The sequence below is a fragment of the Leclercia sp. EC_58 genome (genome assembly GCF_019584355.1).
Lineage (GTDB): Bacteria > Pseudomonadota > Gammaproteobacteria > Enterobacterales > Enterobacteriaceae > Enterobacter.
In genome coordinates this window covers 2612018-2637403 of the sequence record NZ_VDAM01000001.1, presented here as the reverse complement: position 1 = coordinate 2637403, position 25386 = coordinate 2612018, and the positions used below count along the sequence as shown (strand labels likewise).

Sequence of the window (25386 nt, the reverse complement as noted above, 5' to 3'; positions counted from 1 at the left end):
AGTAAAAGTATGACGATGCCAACCCATCAGTGCCCATGGCGGATGCAGGTTCACCACATCCATCAGGAAACGCCGGATGTCTGGACGATTTCGCTGCTGTGTCACGACTATTATCCTTACCGTGCCGGGCAGTATGCGCTGGTCAGCGTGCGTAACTCCGCAGAGACGCTGCGGGCGTATACGATCTCCTCGACGCCGGGCATCAGCGAGTACATAACGCTGACAGTTCGTCGCATTGATGAGGGGGCGGGGTCACAGTGGCTGACCGGTGAGGTGAAGCGTGGGGATTACATCTGGCTGTCGGACGCGCAGGGAGATTTTACCTGCGACGATAAGCCGGAAGATAAATTCCTGCTGCTGGCCGCTGGCTGCGGCGTGACGCCGGTGATGTCGATGCGTCGCTGGCTGGCGAAGAACCGCCCGCAGGCTGACGTGGCGGTGATCTTCAGCGTGCGCTCGCCGCAGGATGTCATTTTTGCAGACGAATGGCGTCACTACCCGGTTACCCTGGTGGCGGAAAACAACGCCACAGAGGGGTTTGTCGCCGGTCGCCTGAGCCGCGAGCTGCTGCAAAGCGTACCGGACATCGCCTCCCGCACGGTGATGACCTGTGGCCCGGCGCCCTATATGGAGATCGTGGAAGAAGAGGTGAAGGCCCTGGGCGTGACCCGCTTCTTTAAAGAGCAGTTCTTTACTCCGGTCGCGGAAGCTGCCACCAGCGGGCTGAAATTCACTAAATTGCAGCCTGCGAAAACCTTCTTTGGCCGCGTGGGCAGCACGCTGCTGGAGGCGCTGGAGAGCAATAACGTGCCGGTGGCGGCTGCCTGTCGCGCAGGCGTGTGCGGCTGCTGTAAAACAAAAGTGGTGGACGGGAACTATACCGTTACCAGCACCATGACGCTGACGGCTGCCGAAGTGGCGGAAGGCTATGTACTTGCCTGCTCCTGCCATCCGCAGGGGGATCTGGTGCTGGCCTGATAAAAAGCCCGGTGGCGCGTAGCGATCCGGGCCTACAAAAGACCGCGAACCGTAGGCCGGGCAAACGCAGTGCCGCCCGGCATTACTTCCACGCCGGATCGCTCACCACTGCAAACCGCCCTGCCCCCAAAAGTACCACCGCCAGCCGCAGCAACAATCTGCCGAAATCTTCGTGCATTAGTGTTTTATTAACAGCAATCAACAATGATTTAACCATCTGAATTAACTCTATTTTTAGCTGAATAACCACCACAATATGACGGAATGTTGCACAGTGAAAGCAACGATTAATAAGGGGGATTTCACGGGCATGCCGGTCAGTTTCATCTAAGCTTGAAAGCGTTATCACATTCAGGAGATGGACTACCATGAAACAAACCGTGGCGAACTATATTGCGAAAATGCTGGAACAGGCCGGGGTAAAACGGATCTGGGGTGTTACCGGGGATTCCCTCAACGGTCTGAGCGACAGCCTGAACCGAATGGGCACCATCGAATGGATGCCGACCCGCCATGAGGAGGTCGCCGCGTTCGCCGCCGGGGCAGAAGCCCAACTTACCGGAGAGCTGGCGGTCTGTGCGGGCTCGTGCGGGCCAGGCAACCTGCATCTGATTAATGGTCTGTTTGATTGTCACCGTAACCATGTCCCGGTGCTGGCTATCGCCGCACATATTCCGTCAAGCGAGATTGGCAGCGGCTATTTTCAGGAGACGCATCCGCAGGAGCTGTTCCGTGAATGCAGCCACTACTGTGAACTGGTCTCCTCCCCTGAGCAGATCCCCCAGGTGCTGGCCCTGGCGATGCGCAACGCCATTCTTAAGCGCGGCGTCTCGGTGATTGTGCTGCCAGGCGACGTGGCGCTGCAGGCGGCGCCGGAAAGTGCCAGCACCCACTGGTATCCCGCGCCCCAGCCGGTGGTGACGCCCGCCCTCGCTGAGCTGAAAAAACTGGCCCAGCTGCTGCGCTATTCCAGCAATATCGCCCTGATGTGCGGTAGCGGCTGCGCCGGGGCCCACGATGAGCTGCTGGAATTTGCCGGCACCCTGAAGGCGCCGATTGTTCACGCCCTGCGCGGGAAAGAGCATGTGGATTACGATAACCCGTACGACGTGGGGATGACCGGGCTAATTGGCTTCTCCTCCGGGTTCCACACCATGATGAATGCCGACACCCTGGTGCTGCTCGGGACCCAGTTCCCCTATCGCGCCTTCTACCCTACTGACGCCAAAATTATCCAGATCGACATTAACCCCGCCAGCATCGGGGCGCACAGCAAAGTGGATATGGCGCTGGTGGGCGACATCAAGGCGACCCTGAGCGCACTCATGCCGCTGCTGGAGGAGAAGACCGATCGCACCTTCCTGGACAAGGCCCTGAGTGATTATCGCGATGCCCGCAAAGGGCTGGATGACAAGGCGAAACCCAGCGATAAGGCGCTGCACCCGCAGTATCTGGCCCAGCAGATCAGCCGTTACGCCGACGAAGACGCCATCTTTACCTGCGACGTGGGTACCCCCACCGTCTGGGCGGCACGCTACCTGAAAATGAACGGCAAGCGCCGCCTGCTGGGATCGTTTAACCACGGCTCAATGGCCAACGCCATGCCGCAGGCGCTGGGGGCAAAAGCCACCGCGCCGGACCGTCAGGTGGTGGCGATGTGCGGCGACGGCGGCTTCAGCATGCTGATGGGCGATTTCCTTTCGGTGGCGCAGATGAAACTGCCGATCAAAATCATCGTCTTTAACAACGGCGTGCTGGGCTTTGTGGCGATGGAGATGAAAGCCGGAGGCTATCTGACCGACGGTACGGATCTGCACGACACCAACTTCGCCGCCATCGCCGAAGCCTGCGGCATTACCGGTATCCGCGTGGAGAAAGCGTCAGAGGTGGATGAGGCCTTGCAGCGCGCCTTTGCTACCGACGGCCCGGTGCTGGTGGATGTGGTGGTCGCCAAAGAGGAGCTGGCTATACCGCCGCAGATCAAACTGGAACAGGCGAAGGGCTTTAGCCTGTACATGCTGCGCGCTATTATTAGTGGTCGCGGTGACGAAGTTTTGGAGCTGGCAAAAACCAACTGGCTCAGGTAAAACATTTCACATCACCTTTTAAACTATAGGGATGTGAAATGATTGATTTACGTAGCGATACCGTAACCCGCCCGACGCAGGCCATGCTCAAGGAGATGCTGGCCGCGCCGGTCGGGGACGACGTCTATGGCGATGACCCCACCGTTAACGAACTTCAGCGCTATGCCGCCGAACTGAGTGGCCACGAGGCTGCGCTGTTCCTGCCAACCGGCACCCAGGCGAATCTGGTGGCCCTGCTCAGCCACTGCGAGCGCGGCGAAGAGTATATCGTCGGCCAGGGGGCGCATAACTATCTGTACGAAGCGGGCGGCGCGGCGGTGCTCGGCAGCATTCAGCCGCAGCCTATCGATGCCGCCCCCGACGGCTCCCTGCCGCTGGACAAGGTGGCGGCGAAAATCAAAGCCGACGATATCCACTTCGCCCGCACCAGACTGCTCAGCCTCGAAAACACCCATAACGGCAAAGTGCTGCCGCGCGACTACCTGAAAGCGGCGTGGGAATTTACCCGCGAGCGCAAACTGGGGCTGCACGTCGACGGCGCGCGCATCTTCAACGCCGTGGTGGAGTATGGCTGCGAGCTGAAAGCGATTACGCAATATTGCGACTCCTTCACCATTTGTCTCTCCAAAGGGCTGGGCACGCCGGTGGGGTCTCTGCTGGTGGGCAACGCCGACTATATCAAGCGCGCCAACCGCTGGCGCAAAATGACCGGCGGCGGCATGCGCCAGGCCGGTATCCTCGCCGCGGCGGGTCTGTACGCCCTGAAAAATAACGTTGCCCGCCTGAAGGACGATCACGACAACGCCGCGTGGATGGCCGCGCAGCTGCGCGAGATCGGCGCTGACGTCATGCGTCACGACACCAACATGCTGTTTGTCCGCGTCGGAGAGGAACACGCCGCGGCGCTGGGCGAATTTATGAAGGCGCGCGGCGTGCTGATTAACGCCGCGCCGGTAGTACGTCTGGTGATGCATCTCGACGTCAACCGTGAGCAGCTGGCAGAAGTGGTTGCCCACTGGCAGGCGTTTTTGCAGCGCTAAGGACTCCTCGTGCCGCAACGTATTCTGGTGCTCGGTGCCAGCGGGTATATTGGTCAACATCTGGTGGCCGCCCTGAGCGCACACGGGCATCAGGTACGGGCTGCGGCACGCAGCATTGAGCGCCTGCAAAAGCAGGCCCTGCCCAACGTCACCTGCCATGCTATCGACCTCAACTGGCCGCAGACGCTGGCGGCGCTGCTGGAGGGAGTGGATACCCTTTACTATCTGGTACACAGCATGGGCGAAGGGGGCGACTTTATCGCCCACGAGCGCCAGGTGGCGTTGAACGTGCGCGACGTGCTGCTGGAATACCCGGTTAAGCAGATTATCTTCCTCAGTTCGTTACAGGCACCGACGCATGAGCAGTCCGACCATCTGCGTGCCCGGCAGCTTACCGCCGACACCCTGCGCAGCGCCGGGATCCCGCTTACCGAACTGCGGGCCGGGATTATCGTTGGTGCCGGTTCTGCCGCTTTCGAAGTAATGCGCGATATGGTCTATAACCTGCCGGTGCTCACCCCGCCGCGCTGGGTGCGCTCGCGCACCACGCCGATTGCGCTGGAGAACCTGCTGCACTATCTGGTGGAGCTGCTCAATCACCCGACCAAAGAGAACCGGGTGCTGGAGGCCGCCGGGCCCGAGGTGCTGAGCTATCAGCAGCAGTTCGAACATTTTATGGCGGTGAGTGGCCGCCGTCGCCCGCTGATCCCCATCCCCTTCCCGACCCGCTGGATTTCGGTGTGGTTTTTGAATGTCATCACCTCCGTGCCGCCGACCACCGCCAAAGCCCTAATCCAGGGGCTAAAACACGATCTGCTGGCGGACGACCGCGCGCTGCGGGCGCTGATCCCGCAGGAACTCATTCGCTTCGATGACGCGGTGCGCAATACGCTAAAAGAAGAAGAGAAGCTGGTGAACTCCAGCGACTGGGGCTACGACGCCCAGGCCTTCGCCCGCTGGCGTCCGGAATATGGTTACTACCCGAAACAGGCCGGATGCACGGTGAAAACCGCCGCCAGCCTTAGCGCGCTCTGGAAAGTGGTGAACCAGATCGGCGGTAAAGAGTGCTACTTCTTTGGCAACGCGCTGTGGCAAACCCGGGCGATGATGGATCGGCTCGTCGGGCATAAGCTGGCGAAAGGCCGTCCGGCCGCGCCATATTTGCAAACCGGCGATACCGTTGACAGCTGGAAGGTGATTATCGTTGAACCTCAAAAGCAGCTGGCGCTGCTATTTGGCATGAAAGCCCCCGGTCTTGGGCGGTTGTGCTTTACCCTGAAGGACAAAGGCGACCATCGGGAGCTGGACGTGCGCGCCTGGTGGCATCCGCACGGCATGCCTGGCCTGTTCTACTGGCTGCTGATGATCCCGGCGCACCTGTTTATCTTCCGAGGAATGGCCCGGCGTATTGTTTTTCTGGCAGAACAAAACAAAGAAAAAGACTAATTAAAACTCTGAATCTTTCACGTTTCCCATTGCATACAGGCGTAATTCACGGAAGAATGCGCACGAAATTCTTTCAATACAGTGGATCGATATGAAGGTACTGGTTACCGGCGCCACCAGCGGCTTAGGCCGCAACGCGGTGGAGTTTTTGCGCAATAAAGGCGTCAGCGTCCGGGCCACCGGTCGTAATGAAGCGATGGGTAAATTGCTGCAAAAAATGGGCGCAGAGTTTGTCCATGCCGATCTGACGGAACTGGTCTCTTCCCAGGCAAAAGTGATGCTGGCCGGAATCGATACGCTGTGGCACTGCTCCAGCTTTACCTCACCCTGGGGAACTCAGGAAGCGTTCGACCTGGCAAACGTGCGCGCCACCCGCCGTCTGGGCGAGTGGGCCGTGGCCTGGGGTGTGCGTAACTTCGTGCATATCTCCTCGCCGTCGCTCTATTTCGACTATCACCACCATCGCGACATCCAGGAAGATTTCCGTCCGGCGCGCTTCGCCTGCGAATTTGCCCGCAGTAAAGCCGCCAGCGAAGAGGTGATCGATCTGCTGGCGCAGTCTAACCCGCACACCCGTTTTACCATTCTGCGTCCGCAGAGCCTGTTTGGCCCGCACGACAAAGTGTTTATCCCGCGCCTGGCGCAGATGATGCACCACTACGGCAGCGTGCTGCTGCCGCGCGGCGGGGATGCGCTGGTGGACATGACCTATTACGACAACGCCATTCATGCCATGTGGCTGGCCAGCCAGCGTGAATGCGACGGGCTGCCATCCGGCCGGGCATACAACATCACCAACGGTGAGCCGCGCTCGCTGCGCAGCATTGTGCAAAAGCTGATCGACGAGCTGAACATTCACTGCCGGATCCGCTCCGTGCCCTACCCGATGCTGGATATTATTGCCCGCAGCATGGAGCGGCTGGGGAATAAGGCTGCCAAAGAGCCGATGCTGACGCACTACGGGGTGTCGAAACTGAACTTTGATTTTACCCTCGATACGCAACGCGCTGAGAGTGAGCTGGGCTATAAGCCGCTGGTGACGCTGGATGAGGGGATTGTGCGCACCGCGGCCTGGCTGCGGGATCACGGGAAGTTACATCGCTAACAGCCCGGCGCGCGGCAGAGCAAAAAAAACGGCAACCCTGAGGTTGCCGTTTTGCTATTAAAGTGCGGTCCAGGCGTCTGCCCATGCCAGGCCTACGCCTGGTTCATAGTAAGCCGAGGCGCTGTTACACCAGCCGCTGTACGGGAATGGCTTGCACTGGAAGAGTTTACCGTGGTTGTTCACGATATCCCCTGCGTTGTACTTGCTGTTAGCACTCCACGCCGCGTAAGTGTCTGAGCCTTCGTCACCTGACGGGGTCTGCGCTTTCGCTTTCACGTTCAGCAGGTAAGTCGTGGTGTCGCTCAGTTCGCCATCGCTGACGGTCAGGCTCACTTCAATCTGCTGAGCTGTTGCTGCTTCAGGCGCAGTAAAGGTCACTACCGCTTTGTCTTCACCGGAGACGGTCTGGCCGTCCTGGGAGCGCCAGGTGTAGGTCAGTTTGTTGCCATCTTCGTCAGTGGAGCCTTCAGCGCTCAGGGAGACCTGCGCACCCGCGTCAACCGCACCAACCGGGCCAGAAATGACCGCAACCGGCGCATGGTTGGTCACAGCTGGCGTCTCGTCTGCTGGCGTATTGTCAGCAGGGGTGTTGTCCGCAGGCGTGTTGTCAGCCGGGGTGTTATCCGCTGGCGTATTGTCTGCCGGGGTATTGTCCGCAGGCGTGTTATCGCTTGGGTTAACCGCAGAGCCGTCGTCATTGATGATATTCACATTAAAGAACTTCTGCACGCACTTGGTGTAGTCGCCCTCTTTAAATGCGCTGAATGGCGTCTGATAACCCACCAGCTGACAGGCGTAGGTCTTGCCGTCTGGCGTATCCGCGCTCCATCCCCAGTCCTGTTCCCAGTAAATTTTCAGAGCACCGGCGCCGCCTTCATCAAACTGCTTCATGTTGGCGCAGCCCAGTACTTCGTTTTCAGGAACCGGCACTTTCAGGTAGTTGGCGAACTCTTTGTAGTATTTGATACGGTTTTCCGACTGGGCAATCTCAGTCGGGCCGCCGCATTCCACGCCGCCGTTAATGATCTGGGTGGTCACACCGAAGCCCGGAACCAGGCCGTTAGCTTTGTCATGATCGTTTGGCTGCCAGGTGCCGTCGATAACCTGCAGCATGCTCGGCTTCGGCGGTTGCGGGTAGGCGAAGAAGAAGATGGCGCTCGCCAGGTTCAGCCAGGTGTCGGCTACCAGCTCCGGTTTGTCCAGCAGCGTGCGGACGTCGCCGAACATCGCTTCCGAGAACGGACCGTAGTTATAGTTGTAGGAGAGCTGTTTGGCGCCGCGGCCAAAGTAGCTCAGGAAATCGCCGTCTTTGTCTTTGCCGCACGGCCAGGTCTGACCCTGCCAGACATCCGGGTTACATTCGCCGTTATAACCGCCCTTCTGGCCTTCGCTCCAGCCCATTTCGCGAACGTATACCAGCGCCTGACGCCATTCGGCTTCCGGACGCCAGGATTCATGCCCGCCGGTCTCCTGCGCGAAGTGCGCAAACATGGTCGCCAGCTCTTTACGGCAAATGGCCAGGCTGTCGCGGCCATCGGTGTAGGTGTCGCACAGCGCCGGGAATTTACCTACCGCTTTCAGGAAGTTGCTGTAGCTGTACTCTTTGGCGCGCAGCGGGAACAGATACTCCCAGTCGCTCTCCTTCAGAATACTTTCAACACGCTTCACGTTATCCGGGTTGGTAGCCTTACCCGGCTCAATCAGTTCCACCTGGGCGTTATCCAGGGTGCGAATTGTCGCTTTAACTGACTTCATCAGCGGAAAATCCGTTAACTCCTGCTCCTTTTTCGCCAGATCGCTGGCTTTCATCGTGTAGGGTTCGCTGCTTTCCGCCTTGAGCATGTTTGCCTGTGCCATCACTGGCGCAACACACGCCCCCGCGACCAGAATGCTCAGCAATGTCCTTTTATTCATCTACATTATTCCTGTTAAAAACGATAATAACCAATGCGATCTCGATTTATGTATTAATCCTTTAATAAATAAACCCGGGACAGCACCTTTTCTTTCTGAAGAACACCCGCAAGATATTCTTCAAAAAAAAGCCTGGTTATCGGTATTGCGACATCCGTTTTATTCTTTGATATTTCGCCCAGACTTTTCTGGCGTAAATCCTGCGCTGGGGAAAGTTTTCCGGTTTCAGCCCCGCGTTATAGGCACCGACCGCTTCCCAGTTATAGCCGTAAACTTTAATCATCCCGGAGAGAATAGAAGCACCGACCATAATTGAGGTACAGGGCTCATTCATTAACCGGTATTCATCAATGCCCTTTTTTTTCAGCTCGGCAAAATGCGAACTATTTATTTGCATCAGCCCGACATCCCGTGAACCGTCATGGTTATAACCGACCGCGTTAGGATTGAGACCGGATTCCACGTCCGCAATAGCAAATAATAACCAGGGATCCACGGTAATGACTCCAACTTACTGATAGTGTTTTATGTTCAGATAATGCCCGATGACCTTGTCATGCAGCTCCACCGATTTTGAGAACGACAGTGACTTCCGTCCCAGCCTTGCCAGTTACGCACCACGCCTTCAGTAGCGGAGCAGGAAGGACATCTGATGGAAATGGAAGCCACGCAAGCACCTTAAAATCACCATCATACACTAAATCAGTAAGTTGGCAGCATTACCGTTGCCCTGAACGGACGGATCGACCAGGATGGTTTTATTAAGGTTGCGCCCTACCGTATCGATAAATTCACGAATATCGGTGTTCTTGAAACTGGCGCTGAAGTTCGCCGCCATTACCGAACTGGAAATAAAAGAGGCGGCAGTCAACGCTATACATGCCCAGGGAAATTTCTTCATCTCATTACACTTGTTAATTGGTTAAAACATTAACCCGAATATTTTCAAGATGAGCGTGGCGTCTGACTACGACTTCCGCTTCTCTCATTTTCGACCAGCCGGCAATAATACTTTTCGCCTGCTCCGCTCGCGTCATATCGACGGAATTCACTTTCACTACCACATCTCCCTTTTCCAGCCCGCTATTGCTAAAAAAGGAAGAGGCATTTTTTGGCTTAATTTGATAGCCTTCGAGCTGACCCTTTTCGATATAGGGTTTCAGCACTAAATAATCGTCGAGATGGATATTATCTGCTCCGGCATCGCCTTTAGGCTTCTGCGCGGGCGAGGAATTCATATCGCCTTTAAAATAATCAGGGCGTTTTAACGCCAGTACCTGCCGCTCGCCCTCGTAACTCACCACCACGTTGTCGGGGTTGATCTCATCGATATAGGCATCGTTGTAACCGGGCAGCGGATCGCCTTCACGCAGGCTCTTCTGCCCGACAGGCGTTTTGATGACGGCAAAGGAGAGCCACGCTTCATCGCTGTTGATGATGCCGTCCACCTCGGCAGAAATACGCTTTTTTGTCGCCTGCTGCGCCACGGGTTGGTAAGCGGCTGGCTTGAAAAGGGCAAAGGCCTGCTCTGACTGCTGCGTACGGGAAAGCGCGGGCGCCTTATCCGGACTGGAATTGGCCGCCTTTTTATACTCTTTAAATACGACATATCCCTGCTGACCGCTAAATATCAGCAGGACAAACATTACGCATGGCGCAATATACCGGGAATAGAACTGCATTTTCATTTTTAAAACTGACCTTTTAGTCAATGCAGGAGTTAGCAGCCTGGCGCTGCACCTGAATACCCAGAAATAGTAATAATGATGCGCCCCCCGCTCCATCGGGTTTGCCGTTAACTTTAATAAAGAAAAATATTGACCAGACAAATATCCGATGTTAACCAGCCGACGCAGGTTATTTTTCTCCTCCAGCGAAATTGACCCTTTACCGCGCTTCCCTTACTTTCCAGGTTGACATTTGGTCAATGAAATACAACGGTGAAGCGTTATGTTCCTCAGTCATTTTAAATTTGCCCGCCCCCCCTTCAGGAGCGCAGCCCGCCCCTGCGGCAGTTTCTTTGCGGCTTATCATCAGGATGTCTTCGGCATGCTGGCAGAGAAATCAACCATGCCAGGGATTGTGGCGCTGTTTGGCGATGACGAGGCACTGCTCAACACCTTCACCGGGCATCTGCTGGCGAAAACCTCCGCCGGGGTTGCCGTTAACGCTTTTCCGAAGCTGAACGCGAAAGGGCTGCTGTATAAACTCAGCGCCCAGGCAAAAGATGCCAGCAACAAAATTCATGCCATTGACGCGGTACTGCGCCAGTGGCACGAGAAATACCCTGCCTGCAAAAAGAGCGGCATGGTAATGACCGTCTCTGCCGTTCAGGCGATGCGCGATAACTGCTGGGAGGCGCTGGGCATGCTGCTCTCCCGGGCGCAGGAGTGCAACCTGTCGCTGACGCTGGTCCTGACCGGCACCCCTGACCAGGAAGCGCGCCTGATGAACCACTCTGGGCTGGCGTCCCGGGTGCATACCCGCCATACCCTGCGCCCGCTCACCTGCCGCGAAGTGATGAGCTATGTTCAGGCGCAGACCCAGGAGCATGGGGCGGAAATCTCACCCTTTACCCCTGCCCGCATACGCCGGATGCACGCCCTGAGCAAAGGATCGGTAAGCCAGCTGAACGCGCTGGCGCACCTGTCGCTACTGGCGGCCTGGACCGAACGAGCCCCCGGCGTAGGGCCACGCCATTTACGTCTGGCGGCGGGTGAAGTGCTGCCGCGCAAAACCCACCGCAAAACCCTGGCGACGGTTGGCCTGTTCGCCAGCGTACTGTTTACCGCCTGCGGATGGTATTTCTCAGGCGCCATCACAGCGAAACTCCCTGTGCCGCTGCCTGTTCCGGCGAGCTGGAAACAGACAGTCCATACGCCGCAGGCCCCGGTTCTGCCGACCCTGGATAAAGAGGTGGTTAATTCGCCGGATGCCATGCATCAGCTCTACACCATGTGGGGGTACGATCCCTCCACGGAAGAGGCGCTTTGCCAGAATGCCGCCCGGGTGAATCTCACCTGTAAACAGGGCCACGCCTCGCTGCAGGAGCTGGAAAAAGAGGGCTATCCGTGGGTGAGCGAACTGAAAACCGGCGATCACCTGAACTATGCGGTGGTGGCCCGCGTCGGGCAGAACTCGCTGGATTTACTGCTGAATAATCGCACCTGGCAGGTGAAGCGCAGCTGGTTTAACGCCCACGCCACCGGGAATTACACGTTGTTGCACCGTCTGACCCCGGCAGGACAAGATTTGGTCGGCGCCGCCAGCAGCCGCCAGGATCTGGCCTGGATCGATACGCAACTCAGTCAGGCGCTGCATGAGCCCGAAACCCATGCTCAGTCCTGGACGCAGACGCTGGTGCAGCGCACCCGGGAATTTCAGGCCCAGGCCGGACTGAACGTAGATGGCATGCCTGGGGAAGAGACGCTGATGCAGTTAATGCGTGCCAATAACACCATCCCGACGGTCATCACCCAGGTCGCTGACACCGCACCGCAAGTTCTGGCGCAAGGAAAAACGCACTAATGTCTACTATATGCCTCGCTGCTCAGCGCAGCTTTAATACCGGCGAGGCGGTCTGGTTCTCATACCGCCTTCCCGCGTTGCATAAAATCGTCTTCAGAACCCTGGCCTGCTTATGCTGCCTGGGGGCCGTTTTGATCGCCGGGCTGTACGCCCATATTTACTGGCATCTTCAGCATCCGGCGCCAGCACCCAAACCGGTGAGCGTGGCGCAACCGGATACGCAGCTTTCGGATATGCATTATGTCTATATCTCGAAACCGTTTCCGGAACCGAAACCAAAAGTCGCGGAGTATGCCGCACCGCCGCTACCCTCAGACGATCCGTTGATGATGGATAAATCTTTGGACTGGCAGCAGGCCCCGGACAATGATATTTCCAGCGAACCGTTGCCCGATACGCACATCGCCCAGCAAGCAACCGATTCCGATTCGTTAAAAGAACGGTTTATGCAGGCATTAAAAGAGCAGCAGCAGGATTATTCGCAGGGAAAAATACCGGATGCACCGGTTGATGAGACACAAGCTGATTCTGAGACGAATAATCGGGTGATAAACCAGACAGCAGCGTTAAAAACGGAAAAAATAGCTACATCAATGCTAAAAAAATCTCCACAGGCGTTAACCCATGGAGATTTGCGGAATGGTTATCAGTAGCGTTCCGGCAGACTGGTGATATTTATTAATTTCCCTTTTTCAACTACAATATACTGGCCTTTTTTCAGGTCTGAGAGAATTTTAATGATGGTACTGCGCGCCAGGCTGGTATATTCCTGAATGTAATCATAAACGTTAATATCACGATTCTGATGAACAATCAGTTCATTAATTTCGAGGAGGAATTCACGGACTACAGAATAAGCGCTGCGGGCAACCAGGATATCATCGCGCTTGCTCAGTACGTCGATATACCAGATCAAGAGCTGGCTGAACTCTGGCCACAGGTTTTTCTCGCTAATGATACGTTCGAACTCATCACGTTTGATGGTGCGAATGACGGTGGTATCGCGAACCAGGCCGTACATGTGAGAGGCTCTGTTATAGACGGCAGAGACCCCTAAAAATCCGGCCTGACGCATGGTAAACATACTTAACTCATCGGAGCTCCGACGAATTTCGACTTCACCACTGACCATTACATGAACATATTGGGAATCGGCGGTAATAATCTTCTGCCATTTCTTTAACGTTTTTTCAGGATAATCCGCCGTAGCGGCAATAATGGCGTCAATCGCCTTTTTCGGTCGACTATTTTTAGAGTATAAGTTTAACATTATTATGCCTGTTGAAATTTTTATGGATAAAGCAGCCCACTGCGTCTAAAAAGGCGCAAAGGATAATTCGAAATAACTTTGCTGAGAGTAAGTCTCAAATAATATTTACTTTGTAATAATAGTTAGCAAGCTATATGTACATCTTATATTCGGGTAAATTTAAGTCAATTAACTAAAAATGAATCGCGATTGAACCTAAGATTAATCTTAAGTCGGGTACAGAGTAAAGCCCTTGAACGGCGGGGCTTGCGGCCTATCCCTGACCATATTTTTCAAGTAACGCTTCCGCGACAGCAATTGTTTCTCTATCAGAAACACCATTCCATAATTGCGGTCTGAAATGCATCTGAAAAGCCATAATAATGCGCTTTTGTTGTGGGGGCGAAATATTATCCGGAACATCATATCCGTAGCGAGATAATAAACTGAGGAGTGTGGCACTGTCTGCGGGTTGATAAGGCGGTTGCCCGTTCAGATAAAACGCCACCCGGGCCGGATCCGGCCAGGCACCTATCCCCTGCTGCGCCAGCGCCTGCCAGGGGAACAACGGACCGGGATCGTCCTTGCGCTGCGGGGCGATGTCCGCGTGGGCGACCACATTCTGGGGTTTGATGTCGTAACGCTGGATAATATCCTTCGCCAGGGGGATCAGGGCAGCGATCTGCGCCGGTTCGAAGGGAGCAAAGCGTTTCTGGCCGTTAATTTTTTGCCAGCCGCGGTTTTCCAGCTCAATGCCAATAGAGGTGTCATTAATACGCGTGGCGCCACGCCAGAAGCTGACGCCGGCATGCCAGGCCAGATCCCGCTCCGGCACCAGCTGCCAGATCCGCGGTTTTCCTTTATGCAGGGGCGGGATCGCCGGGATTAAATAGTGGGAGCTGACATTTTTATCGGTCAGGGTGGCCAGCGAGCTGTCAAAATCGTCGGCGGTGTAATGGATAACCAGTACCTTAACGCGCGGATAGGCCGCCTGCGCCTGACGCCGGGTGTCCAGCTCATACGCCCCTTTCTCGATGACCCCTTTTTCTGCCGCACAGCCTGCCAGCAGCAACGCCAGCAGGAGGGGCACAAATGCCTGCTTCATCGGCGCGTTTTCACCGCCGTACCGCTGACGCTGACCATCAGCATACTGGCGTCTTTGCCGACGGTTTCGTAGTCGATATCGATCCCCACTACCGCATCTGCGCCCATCGCCTTCGCCTGCTCGCCCATCTCCCTGAAGGCAATTTCACGCGCCTTGCGCAGCTCTTTCTCATAAGCGCCGGAGCGACCGCCGACGATATCGCGGATCCCAGCAAAAAAGTCACGGAAGACGTTGGCGCCGAGTATGGCTTCCCCGGTTACCACGCCGCAGTATTCGCTGATGGGTTGTCCTTCCAGAGTGGGGGTAGTTGAAAATTGCATCCTGGTCTCCTTTGCGCGAGTTAAGAGCCTAAGCGATTAAGAACAAAATCATTATCTGCTCGTTACGCTATGATTTAAAGGTTAGTTAATTATTGCAGCCTAATAAGGAAATCATCATGCGCTATTCTGCTTTGACGCTTTTAGTGCCTTGCGCGCTGCTGCTCAGCGCCTGCACAACGCCAGTCACCCCGGCCTTCAAGGACATCGGTACCCGCAGCGGCAGCTGCATCACCGGCGGGCCGGATGCCGTGGCTCAACAGTTCTATGACTACCGCATCACGCACCGCAGCAATGACTTCACCGCGCTGCGCCCCTACCTGAGCGATAGCCTGGCCCAGCTGCTGAGCGATGCCAGCCGCGATCCGCAGCACCGTAACCTGTTGAAAGACGATCCTTTCTCCAGCCGCACCACCGCGCCTGAAAAGGCCGAAGTCTCCAGCGCATCAACCATCCCGAATACCGATGCACGAAATATCCCGCTGCGCGTCAAGCTGACGCAGGGCAGCCAGACCTGGCAGGATGAAGTATTGATGATCCGCGAAGGTCAGTGCTGGGCTATCGATGACGTGCGCTACCTGGGCGGCAGCGTTCACGCCCCGGCTGGCACCCTGCGCCAGTCGATTGAAAACCGCTAAATATGCGCGTTTCAGACCGTTAAGCAGGGGAAAACCCCGTAAAATGTCTGGCATTTCGTGAGGAATGCCGACATTTATTCTCGCCGACCTTAGCTTCCGCTATTTTGTGCTATGTTTAGGTATAGATTCGGTTTATATTTAACTTTTAACGCAGTTATATTGCATAACTATTCTGTCAACGGTACTATTTGCGGCCTCAATTGCTATAGATTGCCTGGATGAGTAAAGACTGCCCCGATGAGTATTCAACTAAACGGCATTAACTGCTTCTACGGCGCACACCAGGCGCTGTTCGACATCACACTGAATTGCCCTGAGGGCGAAACGCTGGTTCTGCTTGGTCCCAGCGGCGCGGGTAAAAGCTCGCTGCTTCGCGTCCTTAATCTGCTTGAAATGCCCCGCTCCGGTACGCTGGATATTGCGGGTAACCACTTCAATTTTGCGAAAGCCCCTTCTGAGAAAGCGATCCGCGATCTGCGCCAGAATGTCGGCATGGTCTTTCAGCAATATAATCTCTGGCCGCACCTCACCGTGCAGCAGAACCTGATTGAAGCGCCGTGCCGCGTGCTGGGTCTCTCCAAAGAGCAGGCGCTGGCGCGTGCCGAGAAGCTGCTGGAACGTCTGCGCCTGAAGCCCTACAGCGACCGTTATCCGCTGCACCTCTCCGGGGGTCAGCAGCAGCGTGTGGCCATTGCCCGCGCCCTGATGATGGAGCCGCAGGTTCTTCTGTTTGATGAACCCACCGCCGCGCTGGACCCGGAAATCACCGCCCAGATCGTCAGCATCATTCGCGAACTGGCGGAAACCAACATTACCCAGGTGATCGTGACCCACGAGGTGGAAGTGGCGCGTAAAACCGCCAGCCGTGTGGTCTATATGGAAAACGGTCATATTGTGGAGCAAGGGGATGCGCGCTGCTTTGCCGAGCCGCAGACCGACGCATTCAGAAATTATCTGTCTCACTAATCGAACCGAGAGAACGACAATGAAAAAAATAGTGATTGCCGCGCTGCTTGCCAGCGTTAGCCTCTCTGCCACCGCAGCTCAGACCATTCGTTTCGCCACGGAAGCCTCCTACCCTCCGTTTGAGTCTATGGATGCGAATAACAAGATTGTGGGCTTTGACGTGGATCTGGCGAACGCCCTGTGTAAAGAGATCGACGCCACCTGTACCTTCTCCAACCAGTCTTTCGACAGCCTGATCCCAAGCCTGAAATTCCGTCGTATCGACGCGGTCATGGCCGGTATGGACATCACCCCGGAACGTGAGAAGCAGGTTCTGTTCAGCACCCCGTACTATGAGAACTCCGCCCTGTTCATCGGTCAGAAGGGTAAATATGCCTCTATCGACGCGCTGAAAGGCAAGAAAGTGGGCGTGCAGAACGGCACCACACACCAGAAATTCATTATGGATAAGCACCCGGAAATCACCACCGTGCCTTACGACAGCTATCAGAACGCCCGTCTGGATCTGCAAAATGGCCGTATCGACGCCGTCTTTGGTGATAACGCGGTGGTCACCGAATGGCTGAAAGCGAACGACAAGCTGGCCGCGGTGGGCGATAAAGTGACGGATAAAGACTACTTCGGCACCGGTCTGGGCATCGCTGTTCGTCAGGGCAACACCGAGCTGCAGCAGAAATTCAATACTGCGCTGGAAAAAGTGAAGAAAGATGGCACCTACGATTCCATCTACAACAAATGGTTCCAGAAGTAAGATCTGATGAACGAAATTTTTCCATTAGCAAGCGCCGCCGGGATGACCGTCGGCCTTGCCGTTTGTGCGCTGATCATCGGCCTGGTGCTGGCGATGATCTTTGCCGTGTGGGAGTCGGCTAAGTGGCGACCTGTCGCCTGGGCCGGCTCAGCACTGGTGACCCTGCTGCGCGGCCTGCCGGAAATTCTGGTGGTGCTGTTTATTTACTTTGGCTCCTCGCAGCTGCTGCTGACACTGTCGGACGGCTTTACGCTCAATCTGGGCGTGGTGCAGATCCCGATTCAGATGCAGATTGAAAACTTCGACGTCAGCCCGTTCCTGTGCGGCGTGATCGCCCTCTCCCTGCTCTACTCCGCCTATGCCTCGCAAACCCTGCGCGGCGCGCTGAAAGCGGTGCCGGTGGGTCAGTGGGAATCTGGCCAGGCGCTGGGGCTGTCGAAAACCGCCATTTTCTTCCGTCTGGTGATGCCGCAGATGTGGCGTCATGCCCTGCCGGGGCTCGGCAACCAGTGGCTGGTGCTGTTGAAAGATACCGCGCTGGTGAGCTTAATCAGCGTGAACGACCTGATGCTGCAAACCAAAAGCATCGCCACCCGTACTCAGGAGCCCTTTACCTGGTACATCGTGGCGGCGGCCATCTACCTGGTGATCACGTTGCTCAGTCAGTACATTCTCAAGCGTATTGACCTGCGTGCGACGCGTTTTGAACGGAGACCAGGCTGATGCTGGATTACTTACCCGAACTGATGAAAGGGCTGCACACCAGCCTGACGCTGACGGTGGCCTCGATTATCGTGGCGCTGATCCTGGCGCTGATTTTTACCATCATCCTGACGCTCAAAACGCCGGTGCTGGTGTGGATCGTGCGTGGCTACATCACCCTGTTTACCGGCACGCCGCTGCTGGTGCAGATCTTCCTGATTTATTACGGCCCGGGCCAGTTCCCGACGCTGCAGGAATATCCGGTGCTGTGGCATCTGCTCTCCGAGCCGTGGCTCTGCGCCCTGCTCGCCCTGTCGCTGAACAGTGCCGCCTATACCACGCAGCTCTTCTACGGCGCGATCCGCGCTATTCCGGACGGTCAGTGGCAGTCCTGCGGCGCGCTGGGGATGAGCAAGAAAGACACGCTGGCGATCCTGCTGCCGTACGCCTTCAAACGCGCCCTCTCGTCGTATTCCAACGAAGTGGTGCTGGTGTTCAAGAGTACGTCGCTGGCCTACACCATCACGCTGATGGAGGTGATGGGCCACGGACAGCTGCTGTACGGCCGCACCTATGATGTGATGGTGTTTGGCGCTGCAGGTATTATCTACCTCATCGTCAACGGCCTGCTGACGCTGCTGATGCGTCTGGTTGAACGTAAAGCCCTGGCCTTCGAACGCCGCAATTAAAACTGCATAAGTTTGATTTAAGAAAGACGGGAACGCCTGACCGCTTCCCGTCTTTTTTATTTCTAAAATAATATTTAATCATTTTTATTGCATACAAATTCATTAAGTGGCATTGTAACTCTCAGCCGCAGACACGGCACATAATGACAAGATTGACAGACGGGAGCTTCATCATGAAAAAGTTAGTTCTGGCCGCTTTACTCGCTACCTTCGCTGCAGGCGCCTCTGCTGCCGATAAGATCAACTTCGGTGTTTCTGCGACCTATCCACCGTTCGAATCACTGGATGCCAGCAACCAGATCGTCGGGTTTGATATCGATCTGGCGAAAGCGCTGTGCAAGCAGATGCAGGCCGAGTGCACCTTTACTAACCACGCTTTTGATAGCCTGATCCCGTCCCTGAAATTTAAAAAATATGACGCGGTGATCTCCGGCATGGATATTACTCCGGAGCGTAGCAAGCAGGTCGCCTTCACCGAGCCGTACTACGCCAACTCCGCGGTGGTGATTGCCAAAAAAGGCCAGTACACCTCCTTTGAGCAGCTGAAAGGCAAGCGCATCGGCATGGAAAACGGCACCACGCACCAGAAATACCTCCAGGATAAGCACCCGGAAGTGAAAACCGTCGCTTATGACAGCTACCAGAATGCGATTATCGACCTGAAAAATGGCCGTATTGATGGCGTGTTTGGCGATACGGCGGTGGTGAACGAGTGGCTGAAGACCAACCCGCAGCTGGGTACCGCTACCGATAAAGTGACCGACCCGCAGTACTTCGGCACCGGTCTGGGCATCGCGGTTCGTCCGGATAACAAAGCCCTGGTAGAGAAACTGAACGGCGCCCTGAAAGCGATTAAAGCTGACGGCACGTATCAGAAAATCAGCGACCAGTGGTTCCCGCAGTAAGCCTGTTTTGCCGGGTGGCGCTGCGCTTACCCGGCCTACAAAACCACAAACCGCACCATGCGTAGGCCCGGTAAGGCGTAGCCGCCACCGGGCATCAGACCGCACCATCCGTAGGCCGGGTAAGCGTTATCGCCACCCGGCGTTTTTATAACGGCACATAGAAGCGAAAACGCGCCCCTTTCGCCGCCTCCATCAGCTTGATCCCCCCGCCGTGCAGCTCCAGCATCCTTTTGACGATCAACAGCCCCAGCCCGCCGCGATTATCCCGCGACGCCTGCTGACTCAGCGCAGAAGGCCGCATAAAGAGATCGTCACGCAGGTGTTCATCTACCCCCGGCCCGCTGTCGTTGACTTCCACCTGCAACTGCTCGCCCTCCAGCCACACCTTCAACCCGATCTCGCCGCCCGGCGGCGTATGCCGGATGGCGTTATCCAGCAGATTGGTGACCACCCGCTCGATCATCGACAGATCGGCATTGATCATCGGCAGCTGGCGCGGCACGTCGATATGTAGCCGCAGCTTGCGCGTCTCCACCGCCAGGTCAAACTTTTGCGCCACGTCGGAGATGAGCTCCCCGATAGCAAAGCGCTCCCGCTGGGGCTTGATGCTGCCGTGCTCAAGGCGCGCCAGCTCAAACAGCTGCTGCGACAGATGGCGCACTTTATGCCCCTGACGCAGGGCAATGGAGAGATAGTGCTGCGTCTCCTCTGCGGATAGCGTGCCCGATTTCAGCGACAAAGTTTCCAGATAGCCCAGCAGCGCGGTCAGCGGGGTACGCAGATCGTGGGAGATATTGGCGATAAACTCCCGGCGCTGCCGGTCACTGTCGGCCAGCTGATCCCACTGGCTGGCAATCTGCTGCGCCAGTTCGATGAAGGTATTACGCAGCAGGGCCACTTCATCAGACGGCGTAGTCTGTATGGGCTGGGTGGCCAGCTGCTTGATGACGTGCATACTTTCGCGATCCAGGCCGCTCACCTCGTCGGTTAACTGCTTCACCGGCCGGGTCACCCAGTACCAGACCAGGCCGCCCGCCAGCGCGCCGAAAATCGCCACCAGCAGCAAGGACCAGAGCACCGTGCTCCAGAGCGTTTTCTGCCATGCCTGCTCCGCCAGGGCGTTCAGCTCTTCACCCTGCAAAATGATGTAGAGATAGCCGCGCAACACGCCGTCCTGATGCAGCGGCACGGCGCTGAAAACCTTCTCTCCCGTCAGGCTGCGCGGATCGTCGCCATAGACCGGCATCATCCCGCCGCTCAGGAACTGCTGTACCGGCGCCACGGCGAGGTGCTGGCGTTTGATATGCCCCGGCGGCGCGGCATCGGCAAGGATCTGCCCGTCCGGGGAGAGGATGTAGAGCTCCACGCTGGGGTTGTAAGTCATCAGCCTGTCGAACAGCGGCTTGAGGCGGGAGCGATCGACCTGCCCGTGCGCATCCAGCAGGGTTTCGCGCTGGGCGATGTGCTGCGCCAGCCCGCCGGAAAGGCGCTGCACCATGGCGTTGCCGTACTGCATGCTGGTCCAGAGCTGCACCGCGCAGGCCACCGCCGCACAGCCCGTCAGCAGGAGGATGAAGATCAGGGTGAGACGGCGGATCATAGCGGGCGTTCCGCAAACAGATAGCCTTTACCCCAGACGGTGCGGATGATCTCCGGCTCGGCGGCATCTTTCTCAATTTTTACCCGCAGACGATTGATATGGGTGTTGACGGTGTGCTCGTACCCTTCGTGCTGGTATCCCCACACCTGTTCAAGCAGGGCGAGCCGGGAGAAGACCTCGCCGGGATGGCGGGCGAAAAAGTAGAGTAAGTCGAACTCGCGCGGCGTCAGGTCAACCACCTCGCCGCGCAGCAGCACGCTGCGGGCCAGCGGGTCGATGGTCAGGCCGTGGGCGTTAATCAGCCCGGACGTTTGCTGCCCCATCGCCTGCTGACGGCGGAACAGCGCCCGGATGCGCGCCACCAGCTCCTGCACCGAGAAGGGTTTAGCCAGATAGTCATCGGCCCCGGTTTCCAGGCCCAGAATACGCTCGGTTTCGCTGCTGCGGGCGCTGATGATAATCACCGGCAGGTAGTGGTCCCGGGCGCGGATCGCCCGGCAGAGGGTCAGCCCGTCAACGTTGGGCAGCATCAGATCGAGGATCACCGCGTCCCAGTGAGGTTGCCCGAGCAGCTGCAGCGCCCTGCCCCCGTCCGCTTCATGGGTAATCACGTAACCTTCGTCTTCTAAATTGAGGCGCAGTAACGCGGCGATATCGCCGTCGTCCTCCACCAGCAGGATATGCTTCATCGGTCAGCCTTATTGAATCTTAACAGCTAAAGCTTACCCGATTTCCGGGGCGGGAAACGTTCACATTTTGTTTAAGATTCTGCGGGGGATTGCCGGGTGGCGGCTGCGCCTTACCCGGCCTACGAAACCGTAGGCCCGTGCAAGCGCAGCGCCGCCGGGCGGTTCCTCAGGATTTAACTAATAGCGTCAGCACTTCATAGTGCGCAGTATGCGGAAACATATCGAACAGCTGCACCCGCGCAATCCGGTAACCGGGCAGGTCGCGAATGTCTTTTGCCATCGTCTGCGCATTGCAGCTGGAGTAGATAATAAACTCTGGCGCCATCTGGCTCAGGTAGTCGCACAGCGCCTTACCGATCCCGCGACGCGGCGGGTTTACCAGCACCAGCTCCGGCACGTTGCCCTGGCCGGTGGCGAACTGCGTCGAGTCGAGCGCCTGGAAGTGCAGATTCGTCAGCCCCAGTTCCGCGGCGGACTGGGTGGCGCAGGCGATCGCCTCGGCGGAGATCTCAATCCCGGTCAGCTGCATCTGCGGGTTGGCGCAGTGCAGGCCAAAGCCGCCGACGCCGCAGAAGAGATCCCACATATGGTTAACCGGCAGACCACGCACCCAGTCGCGTGCGGTGGCGTACAGCTCGCTTGCCACGGTCGGGTTGGTCTGGAAGAAGCTTTTCGGGCGGATCCACAGCGGCACGTCGTTAAAACGCTCTGCCAGCGCCTGAGCGTCGGTGAGGAAGATCTCCTCTTCCCCTTCCATGATCGCCATATGCACTGGCTGAATATTGGCGGTAATCACCTTCAACTGCGGCAGCTGTTCCTGTAGCCACGGCAGCGCCGCGCGCAGCTGGGGCAGCTTGGCCTCTGAGCGCAGCACAAAGCGCAGCATCATCCCACCATCAAGCTGGCTTTCGGTGAGCAGAATGTACTTTAACTCGCCGCGCTTGCGTTCCACGTTGTAGGGCGTCAGGCCCGCGCGGGCAATAAAGGGTTTCAGGGCGGCAAAGACCGGCGCGAACGAGGCCGGATAGAGCGGGCAGTCGGTCAGATCGACAGGGGTGCCGTCGCGGTGCAGCATGCCGAGCAGCGGTTTTTCGACGCTGCCGCTGACCACCATTTTGGCTTTATTGCGAAACGCCTGTTCCGGCCCGCTGACCGGCGCGCACCACTCCGCCACCGGCAGGCCAGAGAGCAGCGTCTGCAAATCGGTCATTTTGGCGGAAAGTTGTGAAGAGACCGGCTGCGCTATCCACTGACAGGAGCGACAGCGACCGGCATCATAGAGTGCGCACTGCATAACGAAACCTTAATACGTCTGGGGGCAGCGATTATACACGTTATTGCAGACGGAAAAACCGTCGGCTGGCCGCAGGGACAAACAGCAGGCCGAGCACCAGGATGTCGGGCAGTTTTTGCATCACCAGGGTGTGGAAAATCTCGCGCTTTGACTCGCCGGGAATGCTGAACAGCTCAGGATAGCCGTAGCCCAGCGATGCGGCCCACAGATAGCCGGTGGCGGTGATCTGGGTCAGCAGGTAGATAATCCGCGCCCAGTTACGTCCTTTTACCAGCGAAAAGGCGCAGTAAATTTCGATAAAGACCAGCATCAGGCTGGCGAAAAAGACCAGCGTCAGGCTCCAGGTCTGTACGCTGCGGTGAACAAACTCGCTCAGCCCGCGCATCCCCAGCGTATTGAAAATCATAAACACATCAAGGCAGCGGATCATGATAATGGCGAGCGCCGCCACCTGCACCAGAGCAGGAACGTTCAGACGGGCATGCGAACGGCTTGTTTTCGTGAAAAATCCCAACGTGATGTCTTCCATGAAACGATGCCGCGATAACGCGGCATCTTAATTTCGCTTCTTTGCAGATTTTAGGAGCTTCAGCCGCGTCTTGCACGTTGGATATCGCGCTGACGCTGTTTTTCAGACCGCGCCATCAGATACCAGGCAATCAGCCCGATGATGCCGACCACGCCGAGAATCAGCGTCGCCAGGGCGTTGATCTCCGGGTTGACCCCCATGCGCACGCTGGAGAAGACCAGCATCGGCAACGTGGTGGCCCCCGGGCCGGAGACAAAGCTGGCGATCACCAGGTCGTCGAGCGAGAGGGTAAAGGCCAGCAGCCAGCCGGAGATCACCGCCGGCATGATCATCGGCAGGGTGATGATGAAGAAGACCTTCAGCGGCGTCGCCCCGAGATCCATCGCCGCCTCTTCAATGGAGTGGTCCAGCTCGCGCAAGCGCGAGGAGATGACCACCGCCACATAGGCGGTACAGAAGGTGACGTGGGCCAGCCAGATGGTGAGCATGCCGCGATCCGATGGCCAGCCAATGGCGTGCCCCATGGCGACAAACAGCAGCAGCAGCGACAGGCCGGTGATGACATCGGGCATCACCAGCGGGGCGGTGATCATAAAGGCGAAGCCGTTGGCCCCGCGAAAACGACCAAAGCGCACCATCACCACCGCGGCAATCGTGCCCAGAATGGCCGCCATCGTCGCCGCGCAGGCGGCAATGGTCAGGCTCAGGCCCACGGCGCTCATCATCGCCTCGTCGCGGAACAGCTCGCCGTACCAGCGCGTTGACCAGCCCGCCCACACCGTCACCAGCTTGGAGCTGTTAAAGGAGTAGATCACCAGCATCAGCATCGGCGCGTACAGGAAGGTAAAGCCGAGGACCAGGATCAGGATCCGCCACGGAGAGCGCACTACCGGTAAATTGTTCATCCGTGATCTCCCATCTGTTTCTGCTGGTACTTGTGGAACCACATGATCGGCACGATCAGCAGCAGCAACATCACGATCGCCACCGCCGAGGCCACCGGCCAGTCGCGGTTATTAAAGAACTCCTGCCAGAGCACGCGGCCAATCATGATGCTGTCCGGGCCGCCGAGCAGTTCCGGGATCACAAACTCCCCCACCGCCGGGATAAACACCAGCATCGACCCGGCGATAATCCCGCCTTTGGTCAGTGGCACAATCACGCTGAAGAAGGTTTTCATCGGGCGGGCACCGAGATCCAGCGCCGCCTCCACCAGCGAGTAGTCGATGCGCGTCAGGGCGGTGTAGATAGGCAGCACCATAAACGGCAGATAGGCGTAGACAATGCCGATATAGACCGCCAGATTGGTGTGCAGAATGGTCAGCGGCTGGTCGATAACCCCGAGCCAGAGCAGAACGTTATTCAGCACGCCATTGTTTTTCAGGATCCCCATCCAGGCATAGACGCGGATCAGGAATGAGGTCCACGAGGGTAAAATCACCAGCAGCAGCAAAATGTTACGCGTCGAGGGCTTGCTGTGCGCCACCGCCCAGGCCAGCGGGTAGGCCAGCAGCAGACAGCAGATCGTCGAGATAGCCGCGACCTGTAGCGACTGCAGATAGGCCTCAAAATAGAGCGGATCCTCGGTCAGCTGCAGGAAGTTGCCCAGGTTGAGCATGATCGACAGCTGACTGTCTCCCCACTCCAGCAGATCGCTGTAGGGCGGGATCGCCCGCGCCATCTCTGCCAGACTGATTTTAAACACAATCAGGAACGGCAGCAGGAAGAGCAAGATCAGCCACAGATAGGGCAGCGCGATCACCAGCTTACGGCCGTGGGCCATCTGCATACGGGTCAGCCAGCTGGTATCAATGCTCGCCGCTACGCGGGTCGCAGGTTCAGGTTTGTTCATCG

25 protein-coding genes and 4 pseudogenes are annotated in these 25386 nt (G+C 57.1%); 13 read left to right on the top strand and 16 right to left on the bottom strand.

Going from position 1 to position 25386, the window contains the following annotated elements; genetic code table 11:
• Positions 1-9: 9 nt before the first annotated feature.
• The gene (gene hcr / locus FHC51_RS12925) at positions 10-978 is read left to right on the top strand and encodes an NADH oxidoreductase (RefSeq protein WP_220435713.1); all 969 of its coding nucleotides are present in this window, start codon (positions 10-12) and stop codon (positions 976-978) included.
• A 136-nt stretch (positions 979-1114) separates the two neighbouring features.
• Here hcr and FHC51_RS12920 read toward each other — a convergent pair.
• Positions 1115-1195 (bottom strand): annotated as a pseudogene (locus tag FHC51_RS12920) (GntR family transcriptional regulator); the annotation flags it as partial.
• 151 nt (positions 1196-1346) lie between these two features.
• On the opposite strand from FHC51_RS12920, the gene poxB reads away from it, so the two are divergent.
• The 4 genes from poxB to FHC51_RS12900 all read left to right on the top strand — a co-directional run bounded on the left by poxB (position 1347) and on the right by FHC51_RS12900 (position 6656).
• A complete protein-coding gene (poxB, locus tag FHC51_RS12915; RefSeq protein WP_220435712.1) occupies positions 1347-3065 on the top strand; it encodes a ubiquinone-dependent pyruvate dehydrogenase in 1719 nt (572 codons plus the stop codon).
• Between the two features lie 38 nt (positions 3066-3103).
• Positions 3104-4105 (top strand): low-specificity L-threonine aldolase, encoded by a 1002-nt coding sequence (gene ltaE / locus FHC51_RS12910; protein ID WP_220435711.1) that lies wholly within the window; start codon positions 3104-3106, stop codon positions 4103-4105.
• Positions 4106-4114: 9 nt separating this feature from the next.
• Positions 4115-5551 (top strand): SDR family oxidoreductase, encoded by a 1437-nt coding sequence (locus FHC51_RS12905; protein WP_220435710.1) that lies wholly within the window; start codon positions 4115-4117, stop codon positions 5549-5551.
• A gap of 91 nt (positions 5552-5642) precedes the next feature.
• Complete coding sequence (locus FHC51_RS12900; RefSeq protein WP_103178888.1) at positions 5643-6656, top strand: NAD(P)-dependent oxidoreductase; 1014 nt, start codon at positions 5643-5645, stop codon at positions 6654-6656.
• Between the two features lie 57 nt (positions 6657-6713).
• Here the strand turns inward: FHC51_RS12900 and FHC51_RS12895 are convergent, their stop codons facing one another.
• The 6 genes and pseudogenes from FHC51_RS12895 to gspC form a co-directional block, all read right to left on the bottom strand.
• Entirely contained in the window at positions 6714-8570 is a 1857-nt protein-coding gene (locus FHC51_RS12895) for a glycoside hydrolase family 19 protein (protein WP_220435709.1), read from the bottom strand.
• A 136-nt stretch (positions 8571-8706) separates the two neighbouring features.
• Positions 8707-9066: a transglycosylase SLT domain-containing protein gene (locus FHC51_RS12890; RefSeq protein WP_309236324.1), complete on the bottom strand. Its 360-nt coding sequence runs from the start codon at positions 9064-9066 to the stop codon at positions 8707-8709.
• A gap of 15 nt (positions 9067-9081) precedes the next feature.
• Positions 9082-9180: pseudogene (locus FHC51_RS12885) on the bottom strand (IS1 family transposase); the annotation flags it as partial.
• Positions 9171-9239 (bottom strand): annotated as a pseudogene (locus FHC51_RS23245) (IS1 family transposase); the annotation flags it as partial. The pseudogenes FHC51_RS23245 and FHC51_RS12885, both read right to left, overlap by 10 nt.
• Before the next feature lie 58 nt (positions 9240-9297).
• A pseudogene (locus tag FHC51_RS12880) lies at positions 9298-9471 on the bottom strand (hypothetical protein); the annotation flags it as partial.
• A gap of 13 nt (positions 9472-9484) precedes the next feature.
• Positions 9485-10216: a type II secretion system protein GspC gene (gene gspC / locus FHC51_RS12875; RefSeq protein ID WP_220436689.1), complete on the bottom strand. Its 732-nt coding sequence runs from the start codon at positions 10214-10216 to the stop codon at positions 9485-9487.
• A 304-nt stretch (positions 10217-10520) separates the two neighbouring features.
• Here gspC and FHC51_RS12870 point away from each other — a divergent pair, with 304 nt between their 5' ends.
• Both FHC51_RS12870 and FHC51_RS12865 read left to right on the top strand, forming a co-directional pair.
• Positions 10521-12098: an ExeA family protein gene (locus FHC51_RS12870; RefSeq protein ID WP_220435708.1), complete on the top strand. Its 1578-nt coding sequence runs from the start codon at positions 10521-10523 to the stop codon at positions 12096-12098.
• Entirely contained in the window at positions 12098-12751 is a 654-nt protein-coding gene (locus tag FHC51_RS12865) for a hypothetical protein (RefSeq protein WP_233210530.1), read from the top strand. The genes FHC51_RS12870 and FHC51_RS12865 overlap by 1 nt, the downstream gene beginning before the upstream one ends.
• Here FHC51_RS12865 and FHC51_RS12860 read toward each other — a convergent pair.
• The 3 genes from FHC51_RS12860 to FHC51_RS12850 form a co-directional block, all read right to left on the bottom strand.
• The gene (locus FHC51_RS12860; protein WP_103823425.1) at positions 12745-13368 is read right to left on the bottom strand and encodes a helix-turn-helix domain-containing protein; all 624 of its coding nucleotides are present in this window, start codon (positions 13366-13368) and stop codon (positions 12745-12747) included. The genes FHC51_RS12865 and FHC51_RS12860 overlap by 7 nt on opposite strands.
• 253 nt (positions 13369-13621) lie before the next feature.
• Positions 13622-14452 (bottom strand): N-acetylmuramoyl-L-alanine amidase, encoded by an 831-nt coding sequence (locus FHC51_RS12855; protein WP_220435707.1) that lies wholly within the window; start codon positions 14450-14452, stop codon positions 13622-13624.
• Positions 14449-14772 (bottom strand): heavy metal-binding domain-containing protein, encoded by a 324-nt coding sequence (locus FHC51_RS12850; RefSeq protein ID WP_103178871.1) that lies wholly within the window; start codon positions 14770-14772, stop codon positions 14449-14451. Before FHC51_RS12850 ends, FHC51_RS12855 begins: the two co-directional genes overlap by 4 nt.
• A gap of 116 nt (positions 14773-14888) precedes the next feature.
• Here FHC51_RS12850 and FHC51_RS12845 point away from each other — a divergent pair, with 116 nt between their 5' ends.
• The 6 genes from FHC51_RS12845 (at position 14889) to artJ (ending at position 19420) form a co-directional block, all read left to right on the top strand.
• Positions 14889-15407: a lipoprotein gene (locus FHC51_RS12845; RefSeq protein WP_220435706.1), complete on the top strand. Its 519-nt coding sequence runs from the start codon at positions 14889-14891 to the stop codon at positions 15405-15407.
• A 237-nt stretch (positions 15408-15644) separates the two neighbouring features.
• The gene (gene artP / locus FHC51_RS12840; protein ID WP_039029538.1) at positions 15645-16373 is read left to right on the top strand and encodes an arginine ABC transporter ATP-binding protein ArtP; all 729 of its coding nucleotides are present in this window, start codon (positions 15645-15647) and stop codon (positions 16371-16373) included.
• A 19-nt stretch (positions 16374-16392) separates the two neighbouring features.
• The gene (gene artI / locus FHC51_RS12835) at positions 16393-17124 is read left to right on the top strand and encodes an arginine ABC transporter substrate-binding protein ArtI (RefSeq protein WP_103178869.1); all 732 of its coding nucleotides are present in this window, start codon (positions 16393-16395) and stop codon (positions 17122-17124) included.
• A gap of 6 nt (positions 17125-17130) precedes the next feature.
• Complete coding sequence (gene artQ / locus FHC51_RS12830; RefSeq protein ID WP_103178868.1) at positions 17131-17847, top strand: arginine ABC transporter permease ArtQ; 717 nt, start codon at positions 17131-17133, stop codon at positions 17845-17847.
• Entirely contained in the window at positions 17847-18515 is a 669-nt protein-coding gene (gene artM, locus FHC51_RS12825; RefSeq protein WP_103823430.1) for an arginine ABC transporter permease ArtM, read from the top strand. Before artQ ends, artM begins: the two co-directional genes overlap by 1 nt.
• A gap of 173 nt (positions 18516-18688) precedes the next feature.
• Positions 18689-19420: an arginine ABC transporter substrate-binding protein ArtJ gene (gene artJ / locus FHC51_RS12820; protein ID WP_103823610.1), complete on the top strand. Its 732-nt coding sequence runs from the start codon at positions 18689-18691 to the stop codon at positions 19418-19420.
• A 145-nt stretch (positions 19421-19565) separates the two neighbouring features.
• Here artJ and FHC51_RS12815 read toward each other — a convergent pair whose 3' ends face one another.
• The 6 genes from FHC51_RS12815 to potH form a co-directional block, all read right to left on the bottom strand.
• Positions 19566-21020: a sensor histidine kinase KdpD gene (locus tag FHC51_RS12815; RefSeq protein WP_220435705.1), complete on the bottom strand. Its 1455-nt coding sequence runs from the start codon at positions 21018-21020 to the stop codon at positions 19566-19568.
• On the bottom strand, positions 21017-21709 hold the full coding sequence (locus FHC51_RS12810; protein WP_103823432.1) for a response regulator transcription factor: 693 nt from the start codon (positions 21707-21709) through the stop codon (positions 21017-21019). The genes FHC51_RS12815 and FHC51_RS12810 overlap by 4 nt, the downstream gene beginning before the upstream one ends.
• 166 nt (positions 21710-21875) lie before the next feature.
• Entirely contained in the window at positions 21876-23003 is a 1128-nt protein-coding gene (gene rlmC / locus FHC51_RS12805) for a 23S rRNA (uracil(747)-C(5))-methyltransferase RlmC (RefSeq protein WP_220435704.1), read from the bottom strand.
• 40 nt (positions 23004-23043) lie between these two features.
• Positions 23044-23532, bottom strand: a complete 489-nt coding sequence (locus FHC51_RS12800; protein ID WP_103823434.1) for a YbjO family protein — start codon at positions 23530-23532, stop codon at positions 23044-23046.
• A gap of 59 nt (positions 23533-23591) precedes the next feature.
• Positions 23592-24437 carry a putrescine ABC transporter permease PotI gene (gene potI / locus FHC51_RS12795; RefSeq protein ID WP_103178862.1) on the bottom strand — a complete coding sequence of 282 codons (846 nt, stop codon included), beginning with the start codon at positions 24435-24437 and terminating at the stop codon, positions 23592-23594.
• A complete protein-coding gene (gene potH / locus FHC51_RS12790; protein WP_220435703.1) occupies positions 24434-25384 on the bottom strand; it encodes a putrescine ABC transporter permease PotH in 951 nt (316 codons plus the stop codon). Before potH ends, potI begins: the two co-directional genes overlap by 4 nt.
• Positions 25385-25386: the final 2 nt, after the last annotated feature.